Below are 19402 nucleotides of genomic sequence, written 5' to 3'. Positions count from 1 at the left end.
GACTGGACCGCGGATGACCTCACTGATCGTAGCTGTGCGCCAACCACGGCGGCGGTGTTCCGTACGGCAACAGGTCCGCCTCGTGGCCGAGATCACGCAGATCGACCACCGCGACGTCCTCCAGCATCAGCACACCGGCGGACTGCGGGTACAGGATCGCCCACAACCAGCTGCCGCTCCACTGCCCGACGTAGACCGCGCGGTCGGCCGGGCCCTCGACGAACCACAACGGCACCGTCCGCCCACCCGCATACACCTTGGCCTGGGGTTCCCCCTCGACCGCCTTGCCCGGGTCGGGACCGGCCAGCCCGGCCAGGCCCGCGCCGAGCCCGACGCCGGGTTCCTCGGCCACCAGCAGCAGGTCGCCCGGACCGCCCATGGGGTTCGGTCCGCTGATGCCCACACCCACCGCGCGCACGCCCGAGGCGTCGTCACCGGCGTGGATGACGGTGCCGACGACCCACCCCCGCAGCAACGGCCACGGCAGCCACAGCGGCACGGCCGACGTGTCGCCGAGCTGATGGATCAGCCGCGCGCTGGGCGCCACCAGCGGGGCCAGCGGGTAGATCTCGCCGTGTATCGCGCAGAGCCACCGGCTGGACCACGCGCCCGGTGGCCGGGCGACCGCGCCGCACCGGGGACAGGTTCGTTCGCCTTTCACGACCCCGACGCTGTCGTGTCGTGTCCCGGCCCGTCAAGCCACGGCCTCCCGCACCGTCCAAATGATCACGTTAGGCATGGTTCTGTCCGCTCCCCCAGGGATGCTTGCCCGCTGACGCGGTAGGACGCCTCGGAGCGCCGCCGCCCGGACGGTGATCGAGGATCAGGCGTTCCAGCGCACGACCGCCGGCGTCTCACGCTCCCAGCCGAGGACGGACACCGTCGCCGTCTCCAGCCGCAGGTGGACGCCGTCGGCGGCGGGCAGGCCGAGCCAGCGCACCGCCAGCACCCGCAGGATGTGCCCGTGCGCGAAGATCAGGACGCGCTCCGCGGAGTCGCCACGCACCCGGGCGACGACGCGGTCCGTGCGCGCCGCGACCTCGCCGGGCGACTCACCGCCAGGGGCCCCGTCCGTCCACAGCGACCAGTCCGGATCGGTCTCGCGGATCTGCGGCGTGGTGATGCCTTCGTAGTCGCCGTACCGCCATTCGTGCAGGTCGTCGTCGATCGTCGGGTCGGCGAATCCCGCCAGGACCGCTGTCGTCCGGGCCCGGGTCAGCGGGCTGGACAGCACCAGGCCGAAGGACGTGGTGGCAAGCCGGTCGGTCAGCGAGCGTGCAGCCCGCTCGCCCTCGGGCGTCAGCGGCAGGTCGGTGCGGCTGGTGTGCCGCCCGTCGCGGCTCCACTCCGTCTGACCGTGGCGGACCAGCCACACTTCTGGCCGGGTCATCGCGGCCCATGCCCGGCGAAGCGGTGAGCCTGCCGATTCCGGCGCCGGAACGTGGTCATGCTGGTAACGCTATCGCCGCCGCGCTGGCTGCGGTGACGCTTCTGCGAGGAGGAACCGTGACGGTCCCGGATTGGGCGCTGTACCGGGCGGGACGCCGGCAGGACGGAGTCAGCTACGCGGAAGCGGTCGCTGCGGCCCGCTCCGGCGACGGCTTCGTATGGCTGGGCCTGCACGAACCGGACGAGGAACGGCTGCGACGGGCCGTCCTGGAGTTCGGGCTGGATCCGCTCCTCGTCGACGACGCCATCGGCCCCGAGCCGGTGCCGAAGGTCAGTCACGTCGACGACGCCGTCTCGATGGTGTTGCGGACGGTGCGCTACGTCCGGCACGCCAGGCCGGAGCACAACGAGATGGTGGACGACGGTGCGCTGACCGTGATCGCCGGCACCCATGTCGTCGTCACTGTCACCCGCGGCACGGCCGACGCACTGGACACCGCGCTGCGGCGGCTGGACGAACAGCCTCATCTGCTCGCCCAGGGACCGGCCGCGCTGCTGTACGCGGCCGCCGACGTCACCGTCGACGGCTTCCTCGACGCGTCGGAGGAGTTCGAGCAGGACCTCAGCGAGATCGAGGCCGCGGTTTCACCGACACCCGCGGCAACCAGGCCGAGCGCATCCACCGCGCGAAGCGCGAACTGCTGACGCTGCGCCGGGCCATCCTGCCGCTGGGCCCACCCATACGCGCCCTGTCGCAGCCCGGCCCGGACCTGGTGACGCGGAAGACGCAGGCCTATTTCCGCGACGTCAGCAGCCACCTGGACCGAGTCCACGCGCAGTTGACCGGCCACGACGAGACCATCGCGTCGATGCTCCAGGCCAACCTGGCGCAGCTCTCGGTGGCGCAGAACGACGACATGCGCAAGATCACGTCCTGGGCGGCGATCGTCGCGGTACCGACGGCCATCGCCGGCATCTACGGCATGAACTTCCGGCACATGCCCGAGCTGCGGTGGGAGCTCGGTTACCCCGGAGTCATGCTCCTCATGGCGGGGCTGTGCCTGACGCTGTACTGGAACTTCAAGCGCCGCGGCTGGCTCTAGCGCCAGGGGTGTCTCGTGGAGACTCCCTAGGGCTGCGACGTGGTGCCGGACTGCAGCGACAGCTTGGCCAGCAGGTTGCGGGCGTCCTCGGCGTGTTGGTGCTGGCAGTAGATCTCGTACCGGCCGGCGATGGTGACGCTCTGCGACGTGAAGTCGCGCCTACCGCCGGTGAACGCGTAGCCGACCACGCCGAAGATCATCATGAAGATGGCGCCCCACAGCACGCTGAGCAGGATGATCGCCAGCCATCCCTCGTCGGTGAACAGGCCGAGCAGCAACCCGACGAACAGGCCGAGCCAGGCGCCCGCCGCCAGACCGCCAAGCGCGGCCTTGCCGTACGTGAGCCGGCCGGTGACCCGCTCGACCTGGCGCAGGTCACTGCCCACGATGGCCAGGTTCTCGACCGCGAACTTCTGGTCGGCCAGGTAGTCGACCGCCTTCTGTGCTGCGGGGTAGTCGTCGTACGTGCCGACCACGAGTCCGGTCGGCAGACCGGGAACAGGACTCACCATGGCACACCTCCTACCGGCCGACAGTACTCGCGCGAGCGATCATCGGTCGGCTCATTCGGGTCGGACATCACGAGGATTTCCCCCGCTCCACCAGGCGAGCACCCATACTCACCATGATCATTTCACGACGGTGGCAAGGTGCGGTTCACGACGGTGGCGCGGTGGCGTCCGTGCCTGGGCATCACAGCTAGCCGGTGGCGGCGAGCAGCCAGTCCGGGAGCCCCTCGGCCGCGGTGACGCCCAGCGCGAGCACGAGGGCCCGGTGCGCCTTCGGCTCGAACGGTTCGACCAGCAGCCGCATACCCGCCTCGGCCGGGGTGCGGTCGGCCTTGACCTGGTTGCACCGGACACACGCGGCGACGGTGTTGAGCCAGCTGCGGACGGCGCCACCGCGCGACGTCGGGACGATGTGGTCGATGGACGCGGCTCGGCCGGCGCAATAGGCGCAGCGCCGGCCGTCACGCTCGAGCACGCCGCTGCGTGACCACGGGACCTTACGACGGTAAGGCACCCGCACGAACCGCAACAGCCGCACGACCAGAGGCGTCGGCAGCTCGCGGGTGGCCGAGCGGATGAGCTTGCCGGCGTCGGCGTGCTCGACCACGGCTTTCTCGGTGAGGATGAGGATGACGGCGCGACGCACCGAGACCACGGCCAGCGGTTCGTAGGAGGCGTTCAGAACGAGGGTGTTCACGCGCCGCGCCTCCTCTCCGAGCCCAGGTCAGGGCTCGACGCTCCGACTCTAGTGTGGCCCATCCGTTCCGCAGGGAACAGAGAAGCAAAATCTGGACCAATCGCGGGTCACGCCCGCGGCGGCGGATCCGTCTCTACAGTGCATCGACACGTCGGCGTTCACAATGGCTTTTCCCGCTGGTCCAGATCGACGTCGGGAACCGCGTTGCCCGAGACCACCCGCCACACGTCGGTGACGCGGTCCTGGATGACCTCGACGACGTCGCGCAGCGGCAGCCCGGCGAACTCGTCCGGGAGCACCGGCCGGCCCACCCGCAGGCGCACCGTGGGCCGCCGGACGATGGAGGTCAACGCCCCGCCGAGGCTGCGCGCCACCGACCCGGAGCCGATGCGGCGGGCGTCGTGGTGAGCGATCGGCACCACCGGGACCTTGGCGTCGGCGGCCAGCCGGCCGACCCCGAAGCGGAACTTGCGTGGCGAGCCGTCGAGCGTGGCCGAGACATCGCCCTCGGGGTAGATGCCGACGACCTCACCGCGGTCGAGTGCCTCGTAGGCCGCCTTGAGCGCGGCCGCGCCCGCCTGCCGACCACCGACCTCGATCATGCCGGCCTGCCGGGCCAGGGGGCCGATGAAGGGGTTGGCGAACACCAGCGACGACGCCATGAAACGCACGTGACCGTGGTCGATGCCGCAGCCGTCGCGCTGACAGGGCACGCTGGGGCGCAGCCCGGCGTGGTAGAGCGTGGACAGCACCGGCGGGACGTCGGCGATGGTGGTGTGGTTGACGGCGACGATGGCCGGCCCGCGTACCGGAAGGTGGCTCAGCCCTTCCGGCTCAACACGGCCGAACAGCCTGGTCAGGCCGGTGGCGATGGCGCCGACGAGTTCCACGGAGGAAGACTAACCCACCGCACCGACACGGCTGCGGGGGTGCTGCCCTGCCGGCGGCTGGTGCGGCGTCACTGTGCCGGGATCTTGGTGAGGTCGACGACGGCGTCCTCGGCCGGCGGCGTGACCGCGACCTCCGTGCCGTAGTCGCTGAAGGTGATGACACCGGCGCCGGCGGAAGCGCCCTTCTCCTCCAGCCGCAGCGGCAGCGGTTCGCCGGTGGCCGCCACCCAGAGCGTGCCGCCCGTCTCCGGGAACAACAGGCCGACCGCGGCCTGGCCGTCGACCTCGGTGACGTCGGTCATGTCCGACGGCGCTTCGGCGCCCAGCACGGCACTGGCGAAGGCGGAGCCGTCGGCGAAGATGGCGAACCCCGATGCGGCCTCGGCTGAGATGAGCAGCCACTTCCCGGCGATGGTGGTGTCGACGTCCGCGCCCACCTGCGCGGCCAGGCTGGCGGTGTCGCCGGTGACGTAGACGCCGCCGGCCGTGGCGACCAGCTGGACGGTGTTCTGCGATCCGACGGTGCCGGCCGAGCCGACGCCGTCCTGGAAGGCGATGTCGATGGTGTTGCCGCCGACGGTGGTGCCGGTGACGCGGTAGGTGCCGGCGGCGCGCATCGCGGCGATGGCCCGTTCCAGGACCTCCGGCGGCGCCAGCTGGTCGATGCCGTTCTGCGCCGTCGTCTGCTCGTCGATGCTGATCTGGGCCAGGGGTGCGACCGACGGGTGTTCGGGGCCGGACGAGCACGCCGTCGCGGCCACGGCCAGCCCGGCGGCGACACCGGCTGCAGCCAGTCGGCGAACGACCAGGTGCATCTGCGGCGGACCTCTCCTCACCTGCGGTTCGGGCGGGTGCCCGGGGCGGCTCCGGGCGGAGCGCCTCATGGAGCATACCCACGGTTCGTCCCGGTCGTCACCGAAACGTTACCCACCTCTCGCCCGCTGGTCATCTCACCAGGGGCATCGCCGCAGTTCACGGCGTCGGGGCGAATCGGGTGTAATCTCGTTCACGAGACAACTTCATACCCACGACAGGGGAGCGCTGCAGCGCTGAGAGTGCGGGACCGACCCGCAGACCCTCGAACCTGATCCGGGTAATGCCGGCGCAGGAAGTCGACACCTCGACAGCGGCAGCGCGTCTTGGCGGGCTTGGTGGCCCGCGAAGGCGCGCTGACTCATGTCCGGTTCCCTGTCGTACCCCGTGCGAGAGGAGCCCCCTGATGAGCCAGTCCAGCAGCGACCTCCGGGCCGACGAGACCCGCCGGCACCGCTGGCGCACCGTCGACATCGTCGTCGCGTCGGTGCTCGGCGTCACGTTCGGCCTGTTGTTCGCGATCTGGAACAACTTCATCTACGCCACCGTGGCCGGGCCGCTGAGCGGCACGCCGGCCGCCCCGCTGGTGGCCGGAGTCTGGCTGCTGCCGGCGGTGGTCGGCGGCCTGGTGATCCGCAAGGCCGGCGCCGCCCTGTACACCGAGGTGGTGGCTGCCACGGTGTCGATGTTCGCCGGCTCGGCCTGGGGCCTGTCGGTGTTCATGTCCGGGCTCTGGCAGGGCCTGGGCGCGGAACTGGTCTTCGCGCTGTTCTTCTACCGCCGCTGGGGCCTGTGGGCCGCGGTGCTCGCCGGTGGCGGTGCCGGCCTGGCGATGGGCCTCTACGAGAGCATCGTGTCCGTCGCCGAGTTCTCTGCCGACTGGAAGCTGATCTATGTCCTCTGCGCGGTGGCCACCGGGCTGGTCATCGCCGGAGTGCTGGGCTACCTGTTGGTCCGTGCGTTGGCCCGCACCGGGGTACTGGCGTCGTTCGCGTCCGGCCGCGTGCAGAGCGAGATCTGATGCCGGCTGCCACGATCAGCCTGCGCGGCTGGGGCTGGCGTTACGCGGGCCGCAAGGCATGGGCCTGCCGTGGCGTCGACCTGGAGATCGCCGCCGGCGAGCGGCTCCTGCTGGTCGGCCCGTCCGGCGCCGGCAAGTCGACGCTGCTGCGTGGTGTGGCCGGTCTGCTGGACCCGCAGACCGCGGCCGAGCACGAGGGCGAGGTCCTGGTGGACGGCCGGCCCGCGGCGACCACCCGCGACCGCGTCGGCATGCTGTTCCAGGACCCGGAGGCGTCGCTGGTGATGTCGCGCTCCGGCGACGACGTCGCGTTCGGCCTGGAGAACGCCGGCGTCCCGGCGAAAGAGATCTGGCCTCGGGTTGATGCGGCGCTGCGCCAGGTCGGGTTCGGGTACGGCCGCGACCGGCCGACGACGGCGCTGTCCGGCGGCGAGCAGCAACGCCTCGCCCTGGCCGGCGCACTGGTGCGACAGCCGGCCGTCCTGGTCCTGGACGAACCGACGGCCAACCTCGACCCGGCGGGAGCGGCGACGGTGCTGGGCGCGGTGACCGCGACGGTGGGGTCGCCCGACCGTGCCCCCGGGGACACCACGCTGCTGGTCGTGGAGCACCGGGTCGACGACGTCGTCGGCCTGGTCGACCGGGTAGTGGTGCTCGAGCCCGGCGGCGGAGTCGTCGACGACGGCCCGCCCGCCGCCGTGTTCGGGCGGCGCGCCGCCGCCCTGGCGGCGGCCGGCGTGTGGGTGCCGGCGCCGTGGGGGCCGCCGCCACCGCCGCACCGGCCCGGCCCGGGGGGCTCGCCGATGCTGGCTGCCCACGATCTCGCGCTGACCTATCCGCGCACCTCGGCGCCCGCCCTGGCCGCGGCCGACCTCACCGTCGACCGCGGCGAGGCCACTGCCGTCACCGGACCGAACGGCAGCGGCAAGTCCACTCTGGCGATGCTGCTGGCCGGGTTGCTCCCGCCCGACGACGGCACCGTCGAACTGGTCGACTCCCCCGGGCGGCCGCTGCACCGCTGGCGGCCCCGCGACCTCTGCCGGCGCGTCGGAACCGTGTTCCAGGACCCCGAGCACCAGTTCGTCGCCCGGACCGTCCGCGAGGAGCTCACTGTCGGTCCGCGCCGGGCCGGCCTGGATGCCGCGGCCTCCGTGCGGCGGTGCGACGAACTGCTGGCCCGGCTGCGGCTGGACCGGCTGGCCGGCGCCAACCCGTTCGCGCTGTCCGGCGGTGAGAAGCGCCGGCTGTCCGTGGCCGCAGTGCTGGCGACGGAGCCCGATCTGCTGGTGATGGACGAGCCGACCTTCGGCCAGGACGCACAGACCTGGACCGAGCTGCTCGACCTGTGTGTGGGCCTACGCGCCGCCGGGACCGCCATCGTCGCCGTCACCCACGACGAGGCGTTCGCGACCGCGCTGGCCGACCATCGGGTCCGGGTCGACGCCGGCCGCCTCACCACGGAGGTGGCCGCGTGACGCTGGTCCAGGCGCACATCTCCGCCGACCCCGCCGCGCTGCTGGCCAGGCGCAACCCCGTCGCCAAGCTCGTCGCCGCGATGCTGCCGGCACTGGTGCTGCTCGTCAGTGTCGACCCGGTGACGTCGACACTGCTGCTGGCGGCCACACTGGCGAGTGTCCCGGCGTGGGGGCTGCGCTGGCGCGGCCTGGTGCGCCGGCTGTGGCCGCTCGGGCTGGCCATCGTGACCATCTCGCTGGGCAACGCCGTCTTCACCGACCGCAAGGGCGGCGCGTCGCTGCTCGATCTCGGACCACTGCTGATCACCACCGAGAGCTTGGCCACCGGTGGAACCGCTGGGCTGCGGGTGGCGGCGATCGCGCTGCCCGGCGTGCTCGCCGTGCTCACCATCGACCCGGTCGACCTCGCCGACGCGCTGGTCCAGCAGCTGCGAGTGCCGCCCCGATTCGCCTACGGGTCGCTGGCCGCGTTCCGGCTGGCCCCGCTGACCGCCGCGGAGTGGGAGGTGCTCGGCCGAGCCCGCCGGGCCCGCGGGCTGGGCGGCGACCGCAACCCGTTCGCCGCCCTGCCCGTCCTGGCCGGCCGGCTGTTCGCACTGCTGGTCGGCGCGGTGCGACGCGGCACCCAGCTGGCGGCGGCGATGGACGCGCGGGGCTTCAACTCCGCGGCACGCCGGACGTCGGCGCGGCGGCAGGCGTTCACGTCCGCCGATGCCGCGCTGCTGGCGGGGTCCGCCGCACTCGCCGCGGGCGCCGTCGCCCTCGCCGTCGTCACCGGAACCTGGAACCCCGTCCTGTCATGACGTCCGACGGCGCCGGCCGACACCCCACCGCCGGACGCCCCCCAAATGATCACGTCCACCATGGGTGTGTTCGCTCCCCCAGGCATGCTTGCCTGATGAGGCGGGTGTACGCATGGTGGACGTGATCATTTCCGAGCCTCAGCCCCGGCCGACGTCGCTGGCGAGCGCGGCTCGCAGGATGTCGCGCCGTTCCCGCGCGGAGATCAGCGCCGCCGCCTCCGGCCGGTCCAGGACCTCACCGACGTGCCGGACGAACTCGGCGTGGTCGGGCCACTCCGCGTCGTCCAGGATCAGGTCGCCGACGGTGCAGCCGTCGTCGAGCACCCGGTTCGGCACCCCGCTGTCGACGTCGCCGACGACGACCGTCGCGCGCTGGTCCGGCGACGGGCAGGCCGGCGGCTCGACGTCGGGGTTCACCGCGAAGTGGTCGAAGCCGACCTCGACCGGGGAGGTCTGCCCGCGGCCCTGGTGCAGCGGACCGAACCCGCCGTTGGTGATGGCGCTGTTCTGCACCGGTTCCGGCAGCTCGGTCCAGCTGACGCCGTCGACGCTGACCCAGCCGGTGAACATGTCGCCCGACTTCTGCAGCCGGAACCACCATTCGTCCCCCGGGTTGGCCGGTGCCGGCTGGAGGTGCGGTTGCACCGGCGACGGCACGTCGTTCGTCTCCGACCGCAGCTCCACCCGCAGCGCACGCTCCTCGCCGGGCAGGTTGTCCGCCACCAGGTCCAGCTTCACGTAGGTGCCGTCGTCCTGGTAGTACTGCAGGCCGACCTGCTGGTAGCGCTGCTCCAGGGGCGCGTGCACCTTCGTCTCGATCAGCCAGTCCTCGTCCGGGTCGACGGTCTGCAGGAACTGGTTCTGCACCGGCGGGGTGTTGTTGGCGCCGTAGTTGCCGCCGGAGGTGGTGTTCACCCACAACCGTCCGTCGGCGACCCGGTAGTCGTCCTCGGCCGGCCGGATGATGCGGTTCCAGGGGCAGGCGCCGAGGGAGTCGCCGTCGAACTCGTCGTCGCGGACCTCGCACGGCACCGGCGGCTCGGCGACGCCCGGCCCGTGGAAGTCCAGCCAGTCGACGGAGAGCAGGTCCGGGCCGCTCGCGGTGTACCCGTCCCTCGCCTGGAACACCATGAACAGTTCGAACGACTCCCCCGGGTCGCTGAGCGGCACCGTCAGCTCCTGGACGGTCTCCCAGTTGCCGGTGCTGAGCACCTCGACGCTGCCCAGCAGCTCACCGTCGGGGGCGTCGCGCCGCAGCTCGATCACGCCGCCCTGGCCGCCGGAGGACGCCCCGACGGTCACCGAGTCGATGCCGAGGAAGTTGACCGGGTCGTACGACACCCAGTCCCCGGGCCGGATCTCGCCCAGCCGGACCCCGGCGCTCGCGCCGGAGCGGGCCAGCGGGGTGACGCCGCTGTTGCCGTCGTAGTACTCCGCCTCGGTGAACTTGGTTCGCAGCTCGACGTCCGTGGCGCCGGTGAGTGTGCCGACGCCGTCGCCGCCGCCGTCCACGTACACGCCCTTCAGGACGTAGTAGAGGTTGACGTCACCGCCGTGACCTCCGTCGGTCATGGTCGGCGCCGCGCCCTCGCAGCCCTGGAACTCCTCCAGCGGGTGGGCGTGCTCGTCGTGCCCCAGCAGCGTCTGCAACACCACGTCCTCGCAGGCCACGCCGCCGTCGGCGATCGATCCGTCCTCGGCGTCGGTCACCTCGAACCGGTATGGCACCGTGTCACCGAACTCGAAGAACCCGCCGCCCGGCGGATACGCCGCCGTCACGACCGGCCGGGTGTTGCCCACCACGATCGGCACCACGGCCCGCGCTGTGCGGCCTTCCTCGTCGGTGACGGTGAGCCGGGCCGTGTACTCGCCGTTGGCCGTGTACGTGTGCGCCGGGTTCGGCTCGGTGGAGGTCGCACCGTCGCCGAAGTCCCAGTGGAAGGTGACCGGCAGACCGAGCGGGTGACCGCTGCCCTCGCTGGAGAACTGCACCGCCAGCGGCGCCTGCCCGTCGCCCGGGTCGGCCGACGCGTGTGCCGTCGGCGGCCGGTCCCCGGCCACGTAGTCGATGCGGTAGATGCCGGAGTCGTCGTTGGGTTCACCGCGCAGGGCGCCACCGAAGTTGCTGCCCCACTTGATGACGTACAGCGAACCGTCCGGGCCGAAGTCCATGTCCATCGGCCGGATCCAGGTCTGGTCGATGCCCCAGGGGTCGACGGAGTAGACGTCGCCGGTCGCCGCCGACGGGTAGCGGTCACCTTGGTGGTCCTCCCGCAGCACCGAGACGGTCTTGATCCAGCGCCGGTCCCATTCGGAGATGAACCACTTGCCGTCGTAGAACTCGGGGAACTTCGTGTCGGAGTCCAGCTCAGGGTCGTAGTCGTAGACGGGGCCGCCGTGCGGTGCGATGCCGCCGGTGCCGAACTCCGGCCACTCCGGCGTCGCACCGTAGTTCTGGAACATGGTCGCGCCCTGCACCGGCGGGAGCTCGCGCAGGCCGGTGTTGTTCGGCGAGTCGTTGACCGGCGCGGCACAGTCGAAGGCGGCGCCCGCGGCACCGGCGGCGAAGTCGTAGTCGTGGAACGGCCGGTTCGGACCGATGCAGTACGGCCAGCCGTAGTTGCCGGCTTCGGTGATGAGGTTCCATTCGCCGTGTGCCTGCGGGCCGCGGGTTGCGCTGTTGTTGCGCGCGTCCGGCGAGTGCTCCCCCAGCATGACGTGACCGGTGGCGTCGTCGACGCGGAACCGGAACGGGTTGCGGAAGCCCATGGCGTAGATCTCCGGGCGGGCTTGCGCGGGGTCGTGCGTCGCGGGATCGAAGAGGTTGCCGTCCGGGACCGTGTAGCCGCCGTCGTCGGTGGGCGTGATCCGGATCAGCTTGCCGCGCAGGTCGGCCGTGTTGGCCGACGTCGACTGCGCGTCGAAGTGGGCGCGGCCGGGCCGCTCGTCGATGGGCGTGTAGCCACTGGACTCGAACGGGTCGATGTTGTCGCCGATCGCGACATACAGGTTGCCGGCCGCGTCGAAGTCCATGGCGCCGCCCATGTGCACGCCGGCGCGGTTCATGCCGCGGTAGGTCGGGATCTCCACCAGCACCTGTTCGGACGCCTTGTCCAGCACGTTGTCCTCGGTGACGGTGAAGCGGGAGATCTGGATCTTCGCCTCGGTGGCGTGCGAGTAGGTGAGGTAGATCCAGCGGTTGGTGGCGAAGTCCGGGTCGACGGCGACGCCGAGCAGCCCGTCGGAGTCCGGCGTGTAGACGTCGACGGTGCCGGCGGTGGTGACGTCGAGCGTCGTCTGGTCGATGACCTTCACCGCGCCGCCACGCTCGACGAAGACGACCTCGTCGGCGGAGAGGAAACCAAGGGCCATCGGGTCGGCCGGGTTTCCGGCGATCTGGACCTTGTCGAAGCTGGCCTCGACGGTGCCGCCGCAGTCGCCCTCGGCCGCGCCCGCGGCCCATTCGATGCCGCCGCGCAGGTGCTCGACGAACTCGGCGTCCTCGAACGCCGCGGGCGAGTGGCCGCCGGCGGTGTACCAGGAGCGGCCGCCGTCGTAGACCTGGCACCAGGAGAACGGGTGGTTCGGTCCCTCGGTCAGCCCCGCGATGCCGACCTTGGTGTCGACCCAGGTCAGCACATGCACGTCACCGACGACGCGCTGGTTCCAGTTGTACCACTCCTCCTCGAACTCCCAGAGCTCCGGAAGGTTCGCCGTCGACGGATGCACCCGATCGGTGACCTTGACCCGCCCGTTGATCGTCCCGTCGGGGTTCTGGCCCGGCGGGTGGTTCGTGAAGATCGACCCCACCAGGCCCTCGTACCACGCCCAGTCCCGCTCGGCCGCGGTCGCCGCATGCAGGCCGGTGAACCCGCCGCCGGCCTGGATGTAGCGCTGGAACGCGGCCCGCTGGTCGGCGTTGAGCAGGTCGCCGCTCTGCGGGGTCGAGTTGGTGTTATTGAAGATCACGACGTCGAAGGTGGCCAGGTCGGCGTCGTTGAAGATCGCGGAGTCGTCCGTGGTGACGACCTCGAAGTCGTGCTCGGCGCCGAGCTGCTCGATCAGCGCCTGTCCGGCCGGGATCGACTGGTGGTAGAAGTTCGTGACCTTGGAGAACACGAGCGCCCGGAACCGTGGTTCACCTGGTTCCTCCTGCGCGACCGCGCTGGTCCCACCGATGAGCGCGGTGAGCCACAGCGCCATCGCCGCGGCGACGGCGAGAAGACGGCTGCGATGACGGGGACGGTGGCGACGGCGATGGCTCATCGGGCCTCCTTGACCGGAAAGCGCCTTCCAACCGGCTGGAGAACGCCAGGCGGACGGGTGGGTAAAGGCTTTCCGCCGAAGCTAGAGATCATGCCCGCCGATGTCAATAGGCACGATGTGCCCGAGATGTCAGGCTCACGGCGCTTTGCGCCAGGCCAGGCCCCAGGCGTTCTCCCGCTGCCCTAGGCAAGCATTCGTGGTGGAGCGGGAACACCCATGCCGGACGTGATCATTTGGGGGCCGGTGGAGGACGGCGTCACGCCTCGATGCGGCGCAGGAGCGACGTGAGCATGGCCAGCTCCTGCTCGTCGAAGCGCCCGACGACGTACTCGTGGACGCCGCGCAGGTGAGTGCCGCTGGCATCGCGCAGCCGCTCGTAGCCGGTCTCGGTGAGCACGGCGTAGAACCCGCGGCCGTCGCCTTCGGCGGGCGTCCGGGACACCAGGCCCTCGTCCACCATCCGGTCCACCAGCCGAGTCAGGCCGCTGGGCGAGAGCATCACCCGGTCGGCCAGTTCGCTCATGCGCAGCCGGCGCTCGTCGGCCTCCAGCAGCCGGACCAGGACGTCGTACCAGGCCAGCGGCAGGTTGTGATGCTCGAGCAGGTCGGCTTCGAGCTTCCTCAGCACCCGGGACTGCACCCGGATGAACTGGCGCCACACCTCGAACTGCTCGGGCGTGACCCATTGGTCGGTGTCCTTGCTGGCCGTCATGTCGTCCAGATAGTAGGCGCCCGCCGGGCGGACGTCGCGCAGAAGCGCGGGACACGCTCCGTGCGCTTCGCGGGACGGACGTAGCATCGGCATATGAGCGCGCTCCCAACCGTCGAGGACGTCACCGCGGCCCTGGCCACCGTCAAGGACCCAGAGATCAAGCGGCCCATCACCGAGCTGAAGATGGTGAAGTCGGTCGACGTGGCGCCCGACGGCCGGGTCACCGTCGAGATCTACCTCACCGTCTCCGGCTGTCCACTGCGCGAGACGATCATCCGTGACGTCACCGCCGCGGTCATGGCGCTGCAGGGAACCACGTCCGCTGACGTCGTGCTCGACGTCATGTCGCAGGAGCAGCGCGCGGAGCTGTCGAAGCAGTTGCGCGGCGGCCAGCCGGAGCGGGAGATCCCGTTCGTCAAGCCCGGCTCGCTCACCCGGGTCTATGCCGTCGCGTCGGGCAAGGGCGGCGTCGGCAAGTCGTCGGTGACGGCCAACCTGGCCGCCGCGATGGCCGCCGACGGTGTCCGCGTCGGCCTGGTGGACGCCGACATCTACGGCCACTCGATCCCGCGGATGTTCGGTGTCGAGGGCTCGCAGCCCACCGTCGTCGAGAAGATGATCATGCCGGTGCCGGCGCACGGGGTGAAGCTCATCTCCACCGAGATGTTCAAGCCCGACCGCGACATCCCGGTCGCCTGGCGCGGCCCCATGCTGCACCGGGCGCTGCAACAGTTCCTGACCGACGTCTACTGGGGCGACCTCGACGTCCTGCTGCTCGACCTGCCGCCGGGCACCGGCGACGTCGCCATCTCGCTGGCGCAGCTGCTGCCCAACGCCGAGATCCTCGTCGTGACGACGCCGCAGCTCGCCGCCGCGGAGGTCGCCGAGCGGGCTGGGTCCATCGCCATCCAGACGCACCAGCAGGTGGCCGGCGTCATCGAGAACATGTCCTTCCTGCCGTGTCCGCACTGCGGCCCGGCGCACCGGCTCGAGGTGTTCGGCAGCGGCGGCGGCCAGCGGGTCGCCGACGGCCTGTCGCGCCGCCTGGGCACCGCGGTCCCGCTGCTGGGCGAGATCCCGCTCGACACCCGGCTGCGCGAGGGCGGCGACTCCGGTCACCCGCTCGTGCTCGGCGAGCCGGACGTCCCGGGCGCGCAGGCGCTGCGCGAGATCGCCCGGCGGCTGTCGCACCGGCAGCGCGGGCTCGCCGGCATGTCGTTGAGCCTCTCCCCCGCGGGCTGACGGCGGCCCTGCGGTATGCGCGCGGCCGTCGTTCCGGCTCTGCTGGTCGTCGTGGCGCTGACGACGGCGTGTGGCGGCGGCTCCGCGCAGCATCACACCGGCGCCGACGAGGGCGGCGGTGGCAGGAGCGGCGGTGGCGGCACACCGACGGGTGAGCCGCCCGGCACGCCGATCACCACGCAGCTGTCGACGCCGCCGGGCACGCTGCTGCTCGAAACGCCGTTCGGGTACGCCGACGCACCGGGTGGTGCGGTCGCCGGGGTCGACGCCCTGTTGCTGGTGACCGGCGACCCGGTCGCGGCGTTCGCCGGCCTCGTCGGGCAGCTGTCGGCGGCCGGCCTGGAGCCGCTCGCCTACCACCCGGACGAGGACGCCGACCCGGCGTTCTGCGAGGTCGCCGACGTCACCTACCCGGACGCGGTGGGTGATCGGTGGCCGCTGGGCTCACCGGACGTGCCCGCGGACGGGTCGCTGTCGCTGGAGTGTGCGGCGCACGCCTTCGGCCCGGACGGGCACCGGCTGGACCTGCGCCTCGTCGTCAGCGAACACGCCGACCCGTACCTGTCGTTCGTCCAGGTGACGGAGGTCCACGACACTCCGTCGTCGCCGCTGCCCGACCTGGAGGCACCGGCGCCGCCACCGGACGCGGAGTCGCCGGTGACCCCGCCGCCACTACCCCAGCTGCCCGCCGCGGGCGATCCGATCGGCGAGCCGTTCGCGCCCAGCGGCGAGGAGTACCGGCTGCTGGACGGGTTCGCGCTGGTAGCACCAGCGGTGATGTCCACCTGCGCCACCGGTGGGTTCGTCGCCGTCGTGCGCATCACCGACCGTGCGGACCTCGACACCGCCGTCGACGCCTATGTCGAGCATCTGGCCGAGGCGGCGTTCGCCGAAGCGCCGGCGCCGGACAGCGACGTCACCACCGACATCGACGGCGTCCCGGCCCGGCGGGTCGTCCTCAGCGGCGCCGGGGCAGGCACCGTCACTGTCACCGGGGCCGGCGAGCACCTGCTCCTGGACCGCTGCAACGACTGACTCCGGACCGTGATTATTGGCGTTTCGCCCGGCTCACCCCAGGCGTTCTCCCGCTGCACCAGGCAGGCATTCCTGGTGCAGCGAACACACCCATGCCGAACGTGATCATTCCGGGGCGCGAGTGGCGAGCACGCCGGAGGAGTCGACGTCCACGAGCCGGTCGCCGATGCGCAGGCCGAGGAGCCGGGCATCGGGGTCCACCGCGGCCAGCCGCGACTCCACCGACACCGTCCCGTCGACGGCCGGGCGCACGCCGAAGAACCCCTCGACCACCAGTGCCGACCAGGCGCCCGCGGACGAGCACGCCCAGTCGATCAGGTACGGGAACTGCGGCGGCGACTTCACCGCGCCCCCGTTCACTGGCGTCCCCGCCTCCTCGACGAAGTGCGCCTGGCCGGGCGGACCCTGGTTGGCGGTGCGGGCCAGCCCAGGCAGCCAGGCGGCGGCGACGTCGGCGTGGCCGAGCTCGATGAGCGACCGGGCGGCGTCGGCGGGCCAGGCCGGGTAGGCGCCGTTCCACTGGTGGTCGGGGCGCAGGCTGAAGCTGGCGTCGTCGTCGTACGGCGACAGCGCGCGCATCCAGGCGGGCGTGCGCAGTTCGCGGACGAAGAACTCGGCCATCTCGGCGCGCTGCCGCTCGGGCAAGTCAGCGGCGATGGTCATGCCGACGGTGGTGAAGTCGTAGCAGTGCCGCACCGGAACCATCCGGCCGTCGGGCTGCCGGGCGTGCCAGAATCCCTGACCCTCGACGTAGAGCTCACGCACGTGCGGCACCAGGGCATCGGCACGGGCGCGCAGGTCCGCCGCGGTGCCGTCGTCACCACGCACCGAGGCGATCTCGGCCGCGGCCCGCATGCACCACACATTGGCGGCGTTGAGGCTGGCCACTTCGTGGATATACGAGCTGACGCACTCCATGAGGTTGTCGATCTCGCCGTAGTCGGCCAGCGGGTGCGAGGTGCGGAGCTGCTCCCACGCGGTGGCCCAGTCGGCGACGTGGTCGGCGACCGGCCGCGCCGGGCCGTCGTGCGCGGCCAGCTTCACGTCGAGGAAGTCCGGTGCGCCGTTCCAGCGCACGTAGTCGCGGACCAGCCGGGTCATGGCGTAGTCGTTGACGGAGTACCAGTAGCCGGCCGGTCCGCCGGTCTGCCATTCGGTGCCGAAGTGCCGGTGGATGTCCAGCGCGATCCAGTGCTCGATCTGCCGGCGCATCGGCTCGGGGTCGAGCAGCGCGTGGATCATCGAGCTGAGGCTGAAGTCCCAGATGAACGTGGTGCTCTGCCAGTACCGCGGCATCAGCGTGTCGTAGACGCGGCCCAGCACGCTGGCGGGGGTGTCGCGGCGGAACCAGATGACGCCCAGGACGCCCCACCAGTACAGCCGGCGCAGCGCGTCGTTGGACGTCTCCAGGCTCGGCACGTGACCGCTGAACTCGGAGTTGCCGGGGGTGAAGCCGGCCTGCAGGGTGGCGTTCCACGAGTCGCGGGCCGCGGCGACGACGCCCGGCACGTCGGCGACGAGACCGTCGTACGCCGCCAGCACCTCCTGCTCGGCAACGCCGATGACGTGCGCGTAGCCGAACCGGTAGGTCGCTCCGGGCGCGAGCGTCGCATCGACCTCGACCGAGCGGTCCCGGACCCACGCGCCGCCGGCGTCGATCCCCTGGATGCTCACCGCCGCCGACGACGATGCCCGGCCCAGCAGCGCGGACCGGCCGGCCACCGGCTCCAGGGTGTTCGGCTCCGACGGCGGCTCCGGTACGCGCCACGGCCCGGCCTGCGTGACCGTCGACGCCACCGAGAGGCCCAGCCGGACCGTCTGCTCCACGTCGGAGCTGTTCGTAACCTCGATGTCCACGACCACCCCAGGGACGCCCGGCGGGGCCGCCGTCGTCGTCGTGATCGCGAGGTCGCCGAGCCGGGCCGAGCGCAGCACGCGGTCCGGGCGCCACTGCACCGAGACCGGCACGCCGAAGGACCGGAAGAGCCGGCCGTCAACCGACAGCGCCGCCGTGACGGTGTCACCGTGCGAAACCGGCGCGAAGTTCACGCTGCGCACGGCGGTGACGTCATGGTCGACCTGGACGGCGCCGAGGAAGTTCGTCAGTCCCGGCGGGTTGAACATGTCGTCGAACCGCTGGGTGACGGTGTCGGCGGTGAAGTCGTCGACGGTGGGAACGAGCCGCACGGAGGACACAACCCTTCTCAGGAGGCGAGGTCGACGGGACCGGTGACCGCGGGGTCGGCCCAGCTGGTGTTCGGCAGCAGCGGGTACCAGCCTGGCCGGCCGGGATCGCGGTCGTACGGGTAGCCGCCCAGCTCCCGGTAGAGCTCGGCGTACTCGGCCACCTTGTCCCGGTCGAGGGTGACGCCGAGGCCCGGCGCGTCGGGCACGTCGATGGCGCCGTCGCGGTAGGTGAACGGCCCGCCGGTGATGACGTCGCCGGTCAGGTGGTGGTAGTGGGCGTCGGCCGAGAACGACAGGTTCGGCACGACGGCGCCCAGGTGCAGCATCGTCGCCAGCTGGATGCCCAGCTCGCCGGACGAGTGCACGGCGACGCCGAGCTGGAACGTCTCGCACACGCCGGCGGCCTTGACGCATGCGCGGATGCCGCCCCAGAACGTGGTGTCCAGCAGGACGACGTCGACGGCGGGGTCGCGGACGTTCGCGGCCAGCTGCTCGAAGTTGACCACGACCGTGTTGGTGGCGATCGGGATGGTGGTGCGTTCGCGGACCCGGCGCAGTCCGTTCATGCCGAACGTCGGGTCCTCGAAGTAGTCGTTGTCGAGGTCCTCGATGGCGCGGGCGAACCGGATGGCCTCCTCCGCCGACAGCGCGCCGTTCGGGTCGTGGCGCAGCCGGTCGCCGGGGAACGCCTCCGCCAGCGCCCGGTAGCACTCCAGCTCGTAGTCGGGCGGGAAGACGCCGCCCTTGAGCTTGTGCACCGTGAAGCCGTGACTGGCCTTGAGCTGGCGGGCCTGCTCGACCAGCTGCTCCGGCGTGCGGACCTCGCCGCTGCCGTCGGCGCCCGGGTAGCGGAAGAACAGGTAGCTGGCGAACGGCACCCGCTCGCGCACCTTGCCGCCGAGCAGCTGGTGCACGGGTACCCCCAGCTGCTTGCCCTGAAGGTCAAGGCAGGCGAACTCGACGGCGGCCAGCAACTGGGTGCGGTTGTTGTACAGGCTGGCGGTCGGGTTGGCCAGCATCCACCGCAGCGCTTCGGTGCGTGCCGGGTCGTGACCGACGAGGTATTCGCGCAGGCCGCGCACCGCTTCCTCGGCACTCTGCCCGCCGCCGCCCATCTCGCCCAGGCCGATGAGGCCGTTGTCGGCCTCGACCTCGACGATGGTGCGGACGAACCGTCCCCAGTGCGCCCCGTTGCTGTGCCGCAGCGGTGCTTCGAGCGGCACCGTGACGGTGGTCGCTCGGACGTCCACGATGTGCATC

At 71.6% G+C, this 19402-nt stretch carries 15 protein-coding genes, 1 pseudogene and 1 riboswitch; of the genes and pseudogenes, 6 read left to right on the top strand and 10 right to left on the bottom strand.

Annotation, left to right across the window (positions count from 1 at the left end):
* Positions 1 to 19 precede the first annotated feature (19 nt).
* Positions 20 to 661, bottom strand: coding sequence for a DUF6758 family protein (locus JIAGA_RS28060; protein ID WP_035812198.1), 642 nt, complete (start codon positions 659 to 661; stop codon positions 20 to 22).
* A 162-nt stretch (positions 662 to 823) separates the two neighbouring features.
* Complete coding sequence (locus JIAGA_RS0106885) at positions 824 to 1390, bottom strand: histidine phosphatase family protein (protein ID WP_026875100.1); 567 nt, start codon at positions 1388 to 1390, stop codon at positions 824 to 826.
* An 8-nt stretch (positions 1391 to 1398) separates the two neighbouring features.
* Here JIAGA_RS0106885 and JIAGA_RS35540 point away from each other — a divergent pair.
* Positions 1399 to 2492 (top strand): annotated as a pseudogene (locus tag JIAGA_RS35540) (magnesium and cobalt transport protein CorA).
* 26 nt (positions 2493 to 2518) lie between these two features.
* On the opposite strand, the gene JIAGA_RS0106875 reads toward JIAGA_RS35540, so the two are convergent.
* The 4 genes from JIAGA_RS0106875 to JIAGA_RS0106860 all read right to left on the bottom strand — a co-directional run bounded on the left by JIAGA_RS0106875 (position 2519) and on the right by JIAGA_RS0106860 (position 5403).
* Positions 2519 to 3004, bottom strand: coding sequence for a YflT domain-containing protein (locus JIAGA_RS0106875; RefSeq protein WP_051425804.1), 486 nt, complete (start codon positions 3002 to 3004; stop codon positions 2519 to 2521).
* A 187-nt stretch (positions 3005 to 3191) separates the two neighbouring features.
* Positions 3192 to 3698 (bottom strand): HNH endonuclease, encoded by a 507-nt coding sequence (locus tag JIAGA_RS0106870; protein ID WP_026875098.1) that lies wholly within the window; start codon positions 3696 to 3698, stop codon positions 3192 to 3194.
* Positions 3699 to 3856: 158 nt separating this feature from the next.
* Positions 3857 to 4588: a lysophospholipid acyltransferase family protein gene (locus JIAGA_RS32845; protein WP_051425803.1), complete on the bottom strand. Its 732-nt coding sequence runs from the start codon at positions 4586 to 4588 to the stop codon at positions 3857 to 3859.
* A 68-nt stretch (positions 4589 to 4656) separates the two neighbouring features.
* Complete coding sequence (locus JIAGA_RS0106860; protein WP_026875097.1) at positions 4657 to 5403, bottom strand: hypothetical protein; 747 nt, start codon at positions 5401 to 5403, stop codon at positions 4657 to 4659.
* 207 nt (positions 5404 to 5610) lie between these two features.
* A riboswitch (TPP riboswitch) is annotated at positions 5611 to 5716 on the top strand.
* A gap of 91 nt (positions 5717 to 5807) precedes the next feature.
* Here JIAGA_RS0106860 and JIAGA_RS0106855 point away from each other — a divergent pair.
* The 3 genes from JIAGA_RS0106855 to JIAGA_RS0106845 are packed head-to-tail and all read left to right on the top strand — an operon-like array spanning position 5808 to position 8700.
* Positions 5808 to 6422, top strand: a complete 615-nt coding sequence (locus JIAGA_RS0106855; protein ID WP_026875096.1) for an ECF transporter S component — start codon at positions 5808 to 5810, stop codon at positions 6420 to 6422.
* Positions 6422 to 7897 (top strand): ABC transporter ATP-binding protein, encoded by a 1476-nt coding sequence (locus JIAGA_RS0106850; protein WP_026875095.1) that lies wholly within the window; start codon positions 6422 to 6424, stop codon positions 7895 to 7897. The genes JIAGA_RS0106855 and JIAGA_RS0106850 overlap by 1 nt, the downstream gene beginning before the upstream one ends.
* The gene (locus JIAGA_RS0106845; RefSeq protein WP_026875094.1) at positions 7894 to 8700 is read left to right on the top strand and encodes an energy-coupling factor transporter transmembrane component T family protein; all 807 of its coding nucleotides are present in this window, start codon (positions 7894 to 7896) and stop codon (positions 8698 to 8700) included. Before JIAGA_RS0106850 ends, JIAGA_RS0106845 begins: the two co-directional genes overlap by 4 nt.
* 138 nt (positions 8701 to 8838) lie before the next feature.
* Here the strand turns inward: JIAGA_RS0106845 and JIAGA_RS28045 are convergent, their stop codons facing one another.
* Positions 8839 to 12966, bottom strand: coding sequence for a ThuA domain-containing protein (locus JIAGA_RS28045; protein WP_084469525.1), 4128 nt, complete (start codon positions 12964 to 12966; stop codon positions 8839 to 8841).
* A gap of 256 nt (positions 12967 to 13222) precedes the next feature.
* A complete protein-coding gene (locus tag JIAGA_RS0106835; RefSeq protein WP_026875093.1) occupies positions 13223 to 13678 on the bottom strand; it encodes a MarR family winged helix-turn-helix transcriptional regulator in 456 nt (151 codons plus the stop codon).
* A 93-nt stretch (positions 13679 to 13771) separates the two neighbouring features.
* Here JIAGA_RS0106835 and JIAGA_RS0106830 point away from each other — a divergent pair, with 93 nt between their 5' ends.
* The gene (locus JIAGA_RS0106830) at positions 13772 to 14920 is read left to right on the top strand and encodes an Mrp/NBP35 family ATP-binding protein (RefSeq protein ID WP_035812195.1); all 1149 of its coding nucleotides are present in this window, start codon (positions 13772 to 13774) and stop codon (positions 14918 to 14920) included.
* Between the two features lie 15 nt (positions 14921 to 14935).
* Complete coding sequence (locus JIAGA_RS0106825; RefSeq protein ID WP_026875091.1) at positions 14936 to 15955, top strand: hypothetical protein; 1020 nt, start codon at positions 14936 to 14938, stop codon at positions 15953 to 15955.
* A gap of 105 nt (positions 15956 to 16060) precedes the next feature.
* On the opposite strand, the gene JIAGA_RS0106820 is transcribed toward JIAGA_RS0106825, so the two are convergent.
* Together JIAGA_RS0106820 and JIAGA_RS0106815 are read right to left on the bottom strand one after the other, a co-directional pair.
* Positions 16061 to 18079, bottom strand: coding sequence for a glucosidase family protein (locus JIAGA_RS0106820; RefSeq protein ID WP_342673691.1), 2019 nt, complete (start codon positions 18077 to 18079; stop codon positions 16061 to 16063).
* 80 nt (positions 18080 to 18159) lie between these two features.
* The gene (locus JIAGA_RS0106815; protein ID WP_026875089.1) at positions 18160 to 19401 is read right to left on the bottom strand and encodes an enolase C-terminal domain-like protein; all 1242 of its coding nucleotides are present in this window, start codon (positions 19399 to 19401) and stop codon (positions 18160 to 18162) included.
* Position 19402 lies beyond the last annotated feature (1 nt).

Origin of the sequence: Jiangella gansuensis DSM 44835 (assembly GCF_000515395.1) — a bacterium.
Classification (GTDB): Bacteria; Actinomycetota; Actinomycetes; order Jiangellales; family Jiangellaceae; genus Jiangella; species Jiangella gansuensis.
The sequence above is the reverse complement of the archived record's forward strand: the minus strand, read 5'-3'. Positions and strand labels throughout refer to the sequence as shown.

Bases quoted from the DNA above. Each gene is read 5' to 3' on its own strand.
- JIAGA_RS0106885 (WP_026875100.1), bottom strand. From the start codon at position 1,390: ATGACCCGGCCAGAAGTGTGGCTGGTCCGCCACGGTCAGACGGAGTGG.
- JIAGA_RS0106875 (WP_051425804.1), bottom strand. From the start codon at position 3,004: ATGGTGAGTCCTGTTCCCGGTCTGCCGACCGGACTCGTGGTCGGCACG.
- JIAGA_RS0106860 (WP_026875097.1), bottom strand. From the start codon at position 5,403: ATGCACCTGGTCGTTCGCCGACTGGCTGCAGCCGGTGTCGCCGCCGGG.
- JIAGA_RS0106855 (WP_026875096.1), top strand. From the start codon at position 5,808: ATGAGCCAGTCCAGCAGCGACCTCCGGGCCGACGAGACCCGCCGGCAC.
- JIAGA_RS0106850 (WP_026875095.1), top strand. From the start codon at position 6,422: ATGCCGGCTGCCACGATCAGCCTGCGCGGCTGGGGCTGGCGTTACGCG.
- JIAGA_RS28045 (WP_084469525.1), bottom strand. From the start codon at position 12,966: ATGAGCCATCGCCGTCGCCACCGTCCCCGTCATCGCAGCCGTCTTCTC.
- JIAGA_RS0106835 (WP_026875093.1), bottom strand. From the start codon at position 13,678: ATGACGGCCAGCAAGGACACCGACCAATGGGTCACGCCCGAGCAGTTC.
- JIAGA_RS0106830 (WP_035812195.1), top strand. From the start codon at position 13,772: ATGAGCGCGCTCCCAACCGTCGAGGACGTCACCGCGGCCCTGGCCACC.
- JIAGA_RS0106825 (WP_026875091.1), top strand. From the start codon at position 14,936: ATGCGCGCGGCCGTCGTTCCGGCTCTGCTGGTCGTCGTGGCGCTGACG.
- JIAGA_RS0106820 (WP_342673691.1), bottom strand. From the start codon at position 18,079: ATGTTCAACCCGCCGGGACTGACGAACTTCCTCGGCGCCGTCCAGGTC.
- JIAGA_RS0106815 (WP_026875089.1), bottom strand. From the start codon at position 19,401: ATGCACATCGTGGACGTCCGAGCGACCACCGTCACGGTGCCGCTCGAA.